Source organism: Parasphingorhabdus sp. (assembly GCF_036963705.1).
In the GTDB taxonomy this organism is placed as follows: Bacteria; Pseudomonadota; Alphaproteobacteria; order Sphingomonadales; family Sphingomonadaceae; genus Parasphingorhabdus.
Genome location: NZ_JBALUT010000020.1, coordinates 31,886 through 43,971, shown reverse-complemented (window position 1 = coordinate 43,971; position 12,086 = coordinate 31,886). Strand labels below are relative to the sequence as shown.

At 55.8% G+C, this 12,086-nt stretch carries 9 protein-coding genes; 7 read left to right on the top strand and 2 right to left on the bottom strand.

What is annotated here, in order from left to right:
• The 5 genes from V7680_RS06975 to V7680_RS06955 form a co-directional block, all read left to right on the top strand.
• Window positions 1-766, top strand: a 766-nt coding sequence (locus V7680_RS06975) for an XrtA system polysaccharide deacetylase (protein ID WP_335652562.1), incomplete at its 5' end; no start/stop codon positions are given.
• Window positions 763-1,836, top strand: coding sequence for a FemAB family XrtA/PEP-CTERM system-associated protein (locus V7680_RS06970; protein WP_442954987.1), 1,074 nt, complete (start codon window positions 763-765; stop codon window positions 1,834-1,836). The genes V7680_RS06975 and V7680_RS06970, both read left to right, overlap by 4 nt.
• A complete protein-coding gene (locus V7680_RS06965) occupies window positions 1,833-3,059 on the top strand; it encodes a TIGR03087 family PEP-CTERM/XrtA system glycosyltransferase (RefSeq protein ID WP_442954988.1) in 1,227 nt (408 codons plus the stop codon). Before V7680_RS06970 ends, V7680_RS06965 begins: the two co-directional genes overlap by 4 nt.
• Entirely contained in the window at window positions 3,056-4,609 is a 1,554-nt protein-coding gene (xrtA, locus tag V7680_RS06960; protein ID WP_335652560.1) for an exosortase A, read from the top strand. The genes V7680_RS06965 and xrtA overlap by 4 nt, the downstream gene beginning before the upstream one ends.
• A gap of 10 nt (window positions 4,610-4,619) precedes the next feature.
• On the top strand, window positions 4,620-6,515 hold the full coding sequence (locus tag V7680_RS06955) for an XrtA/PEP-CTERM system amidotransferase (RefSeq protein WP_335652559.1): 1,896 nt from the start codon (window positions 4,620-4,622) through the stop codon (window positions 6,513-6,515).
• Here the strand turns inward: V7680_RS06955 and truA are convergent.
• Both truA and fmt read right to left on the bottom strand, forming a co-directional pair.
• Complete coding sequence (truA, locus tag V7680_RS06950) at window positions 6,501-7,259, bottom strand: tRNA pseudouridine(38-40) synthase TruA (protein ID WP_335652558.1); 759 nt, start codon at window positions 7,257-7,259, stop codon at window positions 6,501-6,503. The genes V7680_RS06955 and truA overlap by 15 nt on opposite strands.
• Window positions 7,256-8,161, bottom strand: a complete 906-nt coding sequence (gene fmt, locus V7680_RS06945; protein WP_335652557.1) for a methionyl-tRNA formyltransferase — start codon at window positions 8,159-8,161, stop codon at window positions 7,256-7,258. Before fmt ends, truA begins: the two co-directional genes overlap by 4 nt.
• Before the next feature lie 76 nt (window positions 8,162-8,237).
• On the opposite strand from fmt, the gene recR reads away from it, so the two are divergent.
• Both recR and V7680_RS06935 read left to right on the top strand, forming a co-directional pair.
• On the top strand, window positions 8,238-8,840 hold the full coding sequence (gene recR, locus V7680_RS06940) for a recombination mediator RecR (RefSeq protein WP_335652556.1): 603 nt from the start codon (window positions 8,238-8,240) through the stop codon (window positions 8,838-8,840).
• 268 nt (window positions 8,841-9,108) lie between these two features.
• On the top strand, window positions 9,109-12,039 hold the full coding sequence (locus V7680_RS06935; protein ID WP_335652555.1) for a TonB-dependent receptor domain-containing protein: 2,931 nt from the start codon (window positions 9,109-9,111) through the stop codon (window positions 12,037-12,039).
• The last annotated feature ends 47 nt before the right edge of the window (window positions 12,040-12,086 follow it).

Genomic DNA, 12,086 nt, shown 5'->3' with positions numbered 1-12,086 from the left:
GGATCAGCTTGAGCATCGGGTAGAGCGCAACAGCGAAGCGGTGCTAGCGCTGTTCGACGAAGCGGGGATCAAGGCGACATTCTTCATTCTCGGCTGGGTGGCAGAACGTTATCCGGCTTTGATGCAGAAGATTGCTGCTGCGGGTCATGAAATTGCCAGCCACGGTTATGATCATGCTCGTGTGTTTACGCTGACGCCTGATCAGTTCCGGGACGATCTGGATCGCACCCGAAAAATCCTCGAAGACAGCTCGGGACAAAAGATAGTCGGATACAGAGCGCCAAGCTTCTCGATCGACCAGCGGACACCCTGGGCGCATGAGATACTGGCCGAGCAAGGCTATGCCTATTCATCGAGCGTCGCGCCGATCAACCATGACCATTATGGCTGGTCCAGATCGCCGCGATTTGCCTGGAAGCCGGTGGAGCAATCCGCGTTCATCGAACTGCCAGTAACCACAGTGAAGCTGGGCAGCCGTGCATTTGCCGCAGGTGGTGGCGGTTTTTTCCGACTGTTGCCTTATGGCTTATACGAAAGGTCCATTCGCAAGATGCATCGCGATGACGGGCGAGGGGCGATATTCTATTTTCACCCCTGGGAAATTGACCCCGACCAACCACGGGTTATCAACGCGCCGATAAAATCAAAAATTCGCCATTATACCAATTTGAAAAGCATGAGGGCCAAACTGTTGCGCGCCGGACAGAATTTCAAATGGGGCAGGGTCGACGAACTGGCCGCTCTGGAAGCGGGGCTGATGCAATGAACATGGCATTCAAGCCCCCACCTTTGTCGGTTCGCGTTCTCGAACGGCCTGAGGCGAATGAACTAGCCCGTATCGAGGCATTTGTCGCCGCTTCCTCCGAAGGTACAGCGTTCCATCGTCCTGCCTGGGTGCTGGCGGTGAGCAGGGCCTGCGGCCATCAATGGCGCTATCTTCTCGCTGAAGACGGCACCGGCGAATTGCTGGGCATATTACCGCTCAACCTGATCCACTCCGCATTATTTGGCCGCGCCTTGGTGTCCTCCGGTTTCGCTGTCGGTGGCGGCATTCTTTCAGACAATGATCAGGCCATCCAGTTGCTGGCCGGCGAAGCATGGAGCTTTGCCGAACGGCACAGCTTTCCGAGCGTGGAATTGCGCGGCGGACCGGTTCCTGATGCGCAATGGAAAAACAAGGAAGGTATCTATGCCGGCTTTGTAAACACTCTGGCGGAAGACGACGAGAGCCAGTTGCTGGCAATCCCGCGCAAGCAGCGGGCAGAAATCCGCAAGGGAATTGCTAACGATCTGACCGTGCGTGTTGGCGTCGAGGATCAGGACCGAGCGGCCCATTATGCCGTCTATGCCGAAAGTGTCCGCAATCTTGGAACACCGGTTTTTCCGAAAGCATTATTCGATGATGTTCTCGACGAATTTGGCGATGATGCGGACATATTGACCGTGCTCCACGATGGTAAGCCGGTGGCCAGCGTCCTGAGCCTTTATCACCAACGGACCGTCATGCCTTATTGGGGTGGCGGGACGTGGGATGCGCGCCGGTTCAGGGCTAATGATGTCATGTATTATAGCTTGATGAATCATGCCCGCGAACGCGGATGTCAAAAGTTTGATTTTGGCCGTTCCAAATATGGAACCGGTGCATTTTCGTTTAAGAAAAACTGGGGCTTTGAACCGCAGCCGCTGTCTTATGCGACGCGCACTGCCGATGGTGAAGAGGCCCGAGACGTCAATCCCATGAGCCCCAAATATAAGGCGAAAATTGCACTGTGGCAGCGTCTGCCCTTGCCGGTTGCAAATCTGATCGGCCCGATGATTGCCAAGGGCCTCGGCTGATGGGTGAAATCCTGTTTCTGGCCCATCGCGTGCCATGGCCGCCCAATCGTGGCGACAAGATCCGTTCCCACCATTTCTTGCAAAAGCTGATGGACTGCGCGCCCGTGCACGTTGCTTGCTTTGCCGATGACGAGAATGAAAAACAAACCGGCTGGGATCGCAAAGCGGAATTGGCCTCTTGCAAAACCGTCGTGCGCAATAAACCGAAATGGCGGGCGGGCATTGAAGCGCTGGTATCCGGAAAACCTGTTTCACTTGCATCTTTCGAGAGCGCCGAAATCAGCAACCATGTTGCGCAGATAATTGCCACCCGTCCGATTGAATGTATCTTCGTGTTTTCCGGTCAGATGGCGCAGTTTATCCCGCCGGAATTTGACGGCCGGGTGGTGATGGATTTCGCCGATGTCGATAGCGCAAAATTTGAAAGTTACGCGGAGGACGGATCCGGGCCAATGGCCTGGATCAATCGCCGTGAAGGGCGCTTGTTGAAAGGTTTCGAGAAAGACATAGCCGAACGTGCCGATCACAGTCTTTTCGTCAGCGAAGCCGAGGCACAGCTATTCGGTCAGCGCTCGGGATTGTCTGACGATCGAGTAAAAGCGGTCGGCAATGGAATCGATCTGGAATTTTACGGCGCGTCGGATGTTGTGCCTGAGGGCCTCGAACATGAAGGTCCGATGATCCTGTTCACCGGTCAGATGGACTATCAGCCCAATGTCCAGGCGGTGCAGAGCTTCAGCAACGAGGTCATGCCCGATATTCTTGCGCGTTTCCCCGACGCACGCTTTGCGATTGCCGGACGGGCGCCGTCGGACAAAGTGAAGCAACTCGATGGACAGAACGGGACGGCCGTGATCGGAGGGGTCGATGATATCCGCAGCTGGATCATGGCTGCCGATGTGGTTGTAGCGCCCCTGCGGATTGCCCGGGGCATCCAGAACAAAGTGCTCGAGGCAATGGCGATGGCCAAGCCTGTGGTGGCTTCGGAATGTGCTGCCGAAGGCATTGAGGCGGTTAACGGCGAACATTTCCTGATTGCCCAATCGGTAGAGGACGAAGCAACACTGGTTTGCGATTTGCTGGCGGACCCGGAGCGGGCGAGACGTTTGGGCGAGCAAGCGAAGATATTGATCCACTCGCAATATTCTTGGGCAACGCAGCTTGCTGCATTGCCTGGCTTGTGCGGATTTTCTGACGTTGTTGTTGCAGAGGCCGCGGCATGACGAGTGCGACCCTGGATCAGATGGTTACCGAAGCAAAGCCGCCGATAGCCGCTTCGCGCTGGTCGACACATCTGAAATTGCTGGCGATTGCCTGTTTGGCGATAGTCGCGATCTTCTGGCGCGACGGTGCCGACATGGTCCGGAACTGGTGGAATATTTCGACTTATAATCACTGTCTGCTGATAGTGCCGATCCTCTATTATCTGGTCCAGCAGCGACAGGAAGAGCTGGCGAATCTTACACCGGAGATCTGGTTGCCGGGTCTGTTGCTGACCGGCCTTGCGTCGCTAGGATGGTTGCTGGGCGAAGCCGCCGGGGTTGCGCTGGCCCGTCATCTCGGACTGCTGATGATGCTGCAGGGCGCGGTGGTGACATTGCTAGGCCCTACGGTTGCACGCGGATTGATATTCCCCTTGGGCTTCAGCTTTTTCCTGGTCCCATTCGGCGAGGAATTTGTTCCCTTTCTGCAGATGGTAACCGCCAAATTGTCGATGGTATTTCTCGGCTGGGCCGACATTCCGGCCTTCATCGATGGTGTGTTCATTTCCACGCCCACCGGTTATTTCGAGGTCGCAGAAGCCTGTTCCGGGATCAAGTTCCTGATCGCGATGCTCGCTTATGGTGCGCTGGTTTCCAACATCTGCTTTTACAGCTGGAAGCGGCGTATATTGTTCATGATCGCTGCGGTGATCGTTCCGGTTCTCGCCAATGGTATCCGTGCCTTCGGTACGATGTATATCGCGCATCACACAACGCTCGATTTCGCCGCCGGATTTGATCATGTTTTCTACGGCTGGTTCTTTTTTGCCTTTGTGCTGATCCTGGTGATGGCGATCGGCTGGCCATTTTTCGATCGCAAGATTGACGATCCGATGATCGATGGAGATGCTTTGAGCAGGAAGCAAAAGCGGCGGGCAACCGAACAGAAACCGGTCAAGGTCATGGCGGCGATGGCGGCTATCATATTGTTGCCGGTGCTTTGGACGTCGGCGCTTGCTGCGCAGGAATCACCGGTTCCGGATAAAATCGCTCTGCCGGTTGTGGCCGGCTGGGAGCGAGTGGATTATCAGCCGCTCTACGCCTGGCAACCGGTGTTTGATCGGTCGAGCCATCAACTATTCGGCCGCTATCGCAACGCGTCGACGGGTATGGAAGTCGACCTTTCTATCGCTGTCTACGATCGTCAGGAAGAAGGGCGAGAGATTGTCGGCTATGGGCAGGGCGCTCTGGTCCCGAATACACGCTGGTCATGGAATCGCGATCTTGATGCGCCGGAGGGTGCTGCTGCGGTCGAACTGATCGCACCCGGACCGGTGGTCCGCGATGTCGTCTCCTTCTACCGGATAGGTGGCAAGCTTACCGGCAGTGGCTCGGTGGTGAAGCTGGAAACGCTGAAGAGCAAGATCCTCGGCGGGCCGCAGCAGGCGGTAGCGATACTCGTTTCGTCCGAAACAAACCGCGAAGCGTCGCCGCGCGTCGCGATCGATGCGTTTCTGACTGACTTGGGTCCGGTAGACAAATTGGCTGACGAGATGGCGGGGTTGCGCTAGGGCGCACAATATGTGCGGAATTGCAGGAATTTTTCATCTAGAGACGGCCAAGCCGGTCGATCCCGATCGTCTGCGCAAGATGACCGACAGTCTCGGCCACCGCGGCCCGGATGGTTCGGGCATCTGGACAGCGCCCGGTGTCGGGCTAGGTCATCGGCGTCTTTCGATCATCGATCTGGAAGGCGGCGCGCAACCAATGCTGACGCCCGATGAGGCGCAGGTGCTGAGCTTCAACGGCGAGATCTATAATTTCCTTGAAGTGCGCGCGGAACTCGAACGCCTGGGTCATCAGTTCCAGACCAGCAGTGACAGCGAAGTCATCCTTTTTGCGTGGCGGCAATGGGGAGTGGAATGCCTCAAACGGCTGAACGGCATGTTCGCCTTCGCGATCTATGACCAGCGCAGCCGGCAATTGTTTCTCGCTCGTGACCGGCTGGGTGTGAAACCGCTGTTTTACGCGCGGGTATCTGACGGCAGCATATTGTTCGGTTCGGAACTCAAAGCCCTGCTGGCCAATCCATTGTTGCGCCGTGACCCCAATATTACAGCGGTAGATGACTATCTGGCCTTTGGTTATGTTCCGGACCAGACATCGCTGCTGAAGGGCGTGAAGAAATTAGCCGCCGGGCATTATCTGCTGCTCGAGCAAGGCAAGCCGGAACCCGCGTCGGTTCAATATTGGGATATGGATTTCAGTCAGCGGAGCAAGGGGTCGGCTAGGGTCCTCGAAGAGGAACTGGTCGAGCTGTTGAAGCAGGCCGTGGGTTCGCGGATGATATCCGACGTGCCGCTCGGTGCGTTTCTGTCCGGCGGGGTCGACAGCAGCGCTGTGGTTGCCCTGATGGCAGAGAATAGTCGCCGGGCGGTCAAGACCTGCTCGATCGGATTTGACCAGCAGTCGCTTGACGAGACCGGCTATGCCCGGCAGATTGCGGAGCGGTTCCAGACCGACCATCGCGAGCGTATTGTCGCAGCGGATGATTTTGGCCTTATCGATACGCTGGCGGACCATTTTGACGAACCCTTCGCCGATGCATCTGCTCTGCCGACCTATCGGGTGAGCGAACTGGCTCGGGAGACCGTTACCGTGGCGCTTTCCGGTGACGGCGCGGACGAAGCGATGGCCGGCTATCGCCGCCATGTCTTCCACCATGCCGAAGAACGGGTCAGGGGGCTGTTGCCGCAATCCTTCCGGGGACCGGTATTGGGTTGGCTGGGCTCTGTTTATCCCAAGGCCGACTGGGCCCCGCGTCCATTTCGTGCCAAATCCACTTTGCTGTCTCTCGCGAGAACCGGACCGGAAGGCTATGCCGAAGCGGTTGGCGTGACGACGCCGTCGGGCCGCCGGTCAATCTATTCCGATGCGATGCAGCGCGACCTGGGCGATTATCACGCCGAGCAGCGGATGATCGACCTGATGGCAAATGCTCCGGCGCAAAATGGCCTCGACCAAGCGCAATATGCCGATATGAAAATGTGGCTGCCCGGCGATATCCTGACCAAGGTAGACCGGACCAGTATGGCGGTGGGACTAGAAGCGCGGGAGCCATTGCTTGATTACAAGCTGATGGAATTCGCCGCGAAGCTGCCGACCAATTTGCGGGTGCACAAGGGGCAGGGCAAATATCTCCTGAAAAAGTCGATGGAGAAATATCTGCCCAATGATATTCTCTACCGGCCAAAAATGGGCTTTGTCACGCCGATCGCACAATGGTTTCGCGGACCGCTGGCCGATCAGGCGCGGGATATCACGAGCGGCGGAGCCTTGGCGCGCACCGGATGGTTTGACAGTAAGTCCCTCCGCAAGGTCGCGGACGATCATATCGCCGGCCGTTCTGACAACAGCCGCCTATTGTGGCAGTTGCTGATGCTCGACAAGAGCCTGCAGCGTTTATTCGGCCTCTGACACCGGCGGATAAAGAGCCTCGACAAAATAGAGACCGTCGGGCGGTGCGTTGAAGCCGAGCGCATTGCGATCCTTTGCCACCAGAGCGTTTTTCAAGTCGCCTTTGGACCATGTGCCGGTACCGACCAGTTTCAGACAGCCGACGATCGAACGCACCTGATGATGGAGGAACGAGCGGGCGGAGACCTCGACTTCGATCTCGTCGCCGAAGCGGCTGACCGATATGTGGTCGAGCGTCTTGACCGGGCTTTGCGCCTGACAATGGGCCGACCGGAAAGTGGTGAAATCATGCTGTCCAATCAGCACCTGCGCCGCATTATGCATAGCTTCCGCGTCGAGAACCGGAGCGACCTGCCAGCTTAGCCCACGGTCAAAGGTTAACGGCGCGCGACGATTGGTGATCTTGTAGAGATAGCGTCGCCCCTCGCAGGCGAAGCGCGCGTGCCATTCCTCGTCGACAATGTCACAGGCCAGCACCGCGACCGGGTTGGGACGCAATCCCGCATTGATACCTTCGCGCAAGCGGAATGGCGTCAGCTTGGTTTCAAGATCGAAATGGGCGCGCATCGCCAGTGCATGGACGCCGGCATCGGTTCTGCCTGCGGCGAACACCCGGACGGTCTGGCCGGTGATTTTCTTGATCGACTCTTCGACCGCTTGTTGGACGCTCGGTCCGTGATCCTGATGCTGCCAGCCCATGAACGGACGACCATCATATTCCAAAGTGAGAGCAAAGCGGGTCATTGCAGGACTGTTCCTGCGGGGATTTTTGTGCCGTTGAGAAATGACTTGAGATCCATGGCTGGCTTTCCAGCTTTTTGAATCACTTCCGGTTGGAGCGTTCCGACTCCGCAGCCTATAAGAAGTTGATCGTCCAATATTGTGCCAGCCGATCCAGAACCTTTTCCGACGCTTGCCTTCAAAATCCGATACCTGTTGCCCTGATATTCCAAGAAGGCTCCAGGTACAGGATTGTAGGCGCGTATCTGGCGCTCTACCTGTTCGGCAGGCTGGCTGAAATCAAGCCGTGCGTCCTGTTTCTCGATCTTCTTTGCATATGTGGCAAGCGTGTCATCTTGCTTTTCCGGCGGATATTCCGTTGGCAAGGCGAGATATTGAACCATGAGTGCGGCACCCGTATCGGCTAATTCCTCAGTCAGTTCGCCAGCGGTTTTACCGTCGATTGGCGTCTCGGATTTTAGCAACATCGGTCCTGTGTCCAATCCCGCCTCCATCTGCATGATGGTGATTCCGGTTTCCGCATCTCCGGCGAGGATCGCTCGCTGGACCGGAGCCGCCCCGCGCCAGCGGGGGAGCAGCGAGCCGTGGATGTTCAGACACCCCGTCTTGGGCGCATCCAAAATCGCCTGCGGCAGGATCAGGCCATAAGCGGCGACAACCGCGGCATCGAGATCCAGTGCGGCAAAGGCGGCTTGTTCCTCATCATTTTTAAGGGAGAAAGGAGTTCTTACCATCAGCCCAAGGCTTTCGGCCAATTGCTGGACAGGTGAGGGTGTTAGTTGCTTTCCGCGTCCAGCACGTCGCGGTGGTTGCGAATAGACCGCAACAATTTCATGTCCTGCATCGTGCAGCGCTTGCAGCGCAGGAACGGCAAAATCCGGGGTTCCCATAAAGGCTAGGCGCATAAAATCTCGCTTGTGTGTGGCCAAACTGTAGCTAAGTTCTTGGCAGGTGACGGATTATGTCCCTAAAGGTCAAATCATGGCATCGCAAGAGATCGAAAATCTGGTTCAGGCCCTGGCCAAACTTCCCGGGCTCGGTCCGCGTTCGGCGCGGCGGGCGGTATTATATCTGCTGAAACGTCCGGAAACGGCGATGAAGCCGATATTGGCAGCGATGACGACGGTCGAAGAACGGCTCGTAACCTGCAGTATTTGCGGCAATGTCGATACGCAGGACCCCTGCCAAATCTGCAATGACCCGCGGCGTGATGAGAAAGCGCTTTGCGTGGTGGAAGAGGTTTCCGACCTTTGGGCGCTCGATAAATCGCGACTGTTTCCCGGCAAGTTCCATGTTCTGGGCGGGCGATTGTCGGCGCTGGACGGCGTCCGGCCCGAAGATATCGCCATCGACAAGCTGATCAAGCGGGTCGAGTTGGGCGGAATAGACGAAGTCGTGCTGGCGATGAATGCTACATTGGAGGGGCAGACGACAGCTCATTATATTGCCGAGCGATTGGAAAATTATCCGTTGCGGCTCAGTCAGTTGTCTCACGGCATCCCCGTAGGTGGAGAGCTGGATTATCTCGACGAAGGCACTTTGGCGCAGGCGTTGCGCTCTCGTAGGCCGATAAATCAGGACTGATGCGGAACCGACTCAATATGCTCCGAGTGTGGTTCGAACGCGAAATTTAGTATAAAAATTGTGTCTTGTTGGTAACAATAAAACAATCAAATGATAAATTTTGCCCGATGAACATGTTGGAAAGTAACCAATTTCTGGGATTCCTTGCAGTGATTAAGTGCCTAATTAATCGCCCTTGACGTAGGGGCTGTGTTACGGCCACATTGTACAAATAATAAAAAGTCAGTCCTCCCCAAGAAGGCAAAGAGACTGACAACCAGGAGAGAGCATGATGAGGAAGACTAATTTACGCAACAGGTGCGCCTTGGGCGCATTGACATTGGCCTTGGGAATAACCCCGGGATTGGCCCATGCTCAAGACGCAGACGAAGAGGTCGATGCCAGTAAAGTCATCGTCGTTACGGGTTCATATATTCGCGGAACTCCCGAAGATGCTGCTGTCCCGGTGGACGTTTATACCAGTGCGGATCTTGCGCAAAATGGTGTGTCATCACCGCTTGAATTCATCAAGGATCTTCCGGAAGTCGGAAGTGTCCTGGGCGATTCCAACCAGTTTTCCACTGCAGCCCAGGGCAATCAGGGCTTTGGTTCGATCAATTTACGCAACCTCGGTCCAACAAGAACGTTGGTCTTGTTCAACGGCCGGCGGACTCTGACCGCACCAGGCGCGGTAGGTGGTGGCTTCGGCGATACCAATTCGATACCCCTGTTCGCACTGGAACGGATTGAAATATTGAAAGATGGTGCCGCGGCAACATACGGTTCAGATGCGATTGCCGGTGTGGCCAACTTCATTACCAAAAAGGGATTTGAAGGCGTTGAGCTGCAAGGCGACTTTGACTTCATCAAAGGATCGGATGGCAATCATACCGCTTCGATCCTGGTTGGTCAGACTTTCGGTGATTTGAACATCATGGCCGGTGTCGGTTGGCAGCATCGCTCCGAATTGGCAACGACCGACCGGACTTACGGATTTCAGCCATATTCTGTAAATCCTGCTGCATGGTCCGCATTGGCAACTCCAGGGGCATTCATTGTACCGGGAGTGGGTCTGCGACCTGATGTGGGCTGCGCTGAAACAGGCGGCACTCCTGACGGGATTTGTCGCTTCAGCTTCATTCCCTTTGATAATCTGATTGAAGAAGAGGATCGCTATCAGGGCTATATCCAGGCTGACATCGACCTTTCCGACACGTTCAGGTTCCGCGGGGAATTAACTTACGCACAAACGGATCTGGATGGCATCGGCACTTCGCCCGGCTACCCTCCCTTGCAAGGTCCCGGCGGCGCCCAATTGGGCGGTGGTTTCACGGTCTCGCCAGATAACCCGGGTGCACAAGTATATGCCAATCAGATTGGCCTTGTCGCTCCTATAGCAGGTCCCATAGGCGTGTTCCTTTGGCGGCCATTTGGTAATCTGGGCAACCCTACCGATCCAGGCAGGGGCGCAGGACGCCAGACAGCCAATAACCAGGCATTCCGCTTGTCCGGCACTGTCGAGAAAGATTTCTCCGAAACATTGCGCGGTCAATTGTCGATGACCTGGGCTACTTATGAACGCCGTCGCAGTTCGCCGGGCGTTGTTGGTACTCGTTTGCAAAACGCGCTCAATGGTCTGGGCGGTGCGGATTGTGATCCGGCCACCGGTACCCCTGGCATCGGCGGATGTGAGTGGTTCAATCCGTTTATCAACGCCGGACCCGGCCATCCGTCCTTGGGTCTAACCAATCCCTTTTATGTTCCTGGCAATGAAAACTCGGTCGATTTGGTCAAGTTTTTGCAGGTCCAGAACGGGGTTGAAGAGACAGAAGATACATTTGTTGTAGATATGATCTTCTCCGGTGAAATGGGCCTTGACCTTGGCGGTGGCAATGTTGGCTGGGCTGCAGGCGCACAATATCGCAAGCTTAATTTCCTTTCTCGTCCGCTACGTGTGGAATCGAATCTGGATATCAATCCTTGCGTGAACCTGGGCGATCAAAGCTGCCTCGGCGGTGCTCTCGACGGAGCAGGATCCTTCATTTTCCTTGGCGGTTCTCGACCAGAACGCTTGGCTCAGGACGTCAAGGCGGTGTTTGCCGAAGTAGCCGTTCCGATCAGCGACACGCTGGAAGTTACCGCTGCGGCGCGTTTTGAAGATTATGGCGGATCGATTGGTTCGACCTTCAATCCCAAAGGCGCGGTTCGGTGGGAACCCATCGACTGGCTGGTATTGCGCGGATCTGTAGGTACGACTTTCCGTGGACCTCTTGCTGCCCAAGTGTCCAACAATGCTGTGACAACTCTCGCAGGGATCAGCGCCGCGAACGGCAACTTCAAGGCAGTTGATATCGCGGGTAACCCGACCGATCTCGGCCCTGAAAAAGCTTTCAGCTACAACCTCGGTGCAGTCGTCGATTTCAGTGGCTTCACCTTCTCGGTTGATTACTGGAGCTTCGATTTCAAAGGCGAAATCACCACAACCGATGGGCAGGCTATCGCGAATAATGCGGTAACCAACGCTCAGGGTGTCATAGTTCCGGGTGGCTTGGTTGATTGTTCCAATCCGTTCATTCCGCTTATCACCTTTGACGGCGGCACCTGTGTTCAGGGAACCACGAACGGTACGAATATCTCGCGTATCCTAACCCAGTGGGTCAATGGTCCGAAGACCAAAACATCCGGTTTGGACTTCTCAGCCAGTTATCGGGGTGATGTCGGACCAGGCGTTTTCTCTATCGGCGTCAACGCAAGTCATATCCTGAAATATGATATTGGTGACTTCAACTTGAACGGGAATGTGTTGCGGCCCGGTTTCGAAGCTGTGGGACTGGCTAATCTGGACAATAGTCCAGGTACCATCTCGCCATGGCGGGCCAATGGTTATGTCAACTACAACGTTGCTGGCCTGAACCTGCGTTATGGCGTGACTTATATTGCTGGCGTTACTGACGAGCGTTGCCCGGCTTTGCCAGCGCCTTGTGCCACCACGAGTTTCGGACCTACGAACTTTGGTCGCGATATCAGTGGCTACACACAGCATGACATCCACGCTGCTTATGAACTTCCGATCGATGCCTTCGATGCACAATTGCAATTTTCGATCGAGAATTTCACCAACACCGAAGCGTCATCGGCTCGGTTGCCGCTGGGTTACAACCCGTTCATCGGCAATACTCTGGGGCGCGTTTTCCGCCTTGGTGCCAAAGTCGGGTTCTAGAAATTCGATCATAAGAATAATGGGGGCCCGCCAATATCTTGGCGGGC

Bases quoted from the DNA above. Each gene is read 5' to 3' on its own strand.
- xrtA (WP_335652560.1), top strand. From the start codon at position 3,056: ATGACGAGTGCGACCCTGGATCAGATGGTTACCGAAGCAAAGCCGCCG.
- V7680_RS06935 (WP_335652555.1), top strand. From the start codon at position 9,109: ATGATGAGGAAGACTAATTTACGCAACAGGTGCGCCTTGGGCGCATTG.
- V7680_RS06955 (WP_335652559.1), top strand. From the start codon at position 4,620: ATGTGCGGAATTGCAGGAATTTTTCATCTAGAGACGGCCAAGCCGGTC.
- recR (WP_335652556.1), top strand. From the start codon at position 8,238: ATGGCATCGCAAGAGATCGAAAATCTGGTTCAGGCCCTGGCCAAACTT.
- truA (WP_335652558.1), bottom strand. From the start codon at position 7,259: ATGACCCGCTTTGCTCTCACTTTGGAATATGATGGTCGTCCGTTCATG.
- V7680_RS06970 (WP_442954987.1), top strand. From the start codon at position 763: ATGAACATGGCATTCAAGCCCCCACCTTTGTCGGTTCGCGTTCTCGAA.
- fmt (WP_335652557.1), bottom strand. From the start codon at position 8,161: ATGCGCCTAGCCTTTATGGGAACCCCGGATTTTGCCGTTCCTGCGCTG.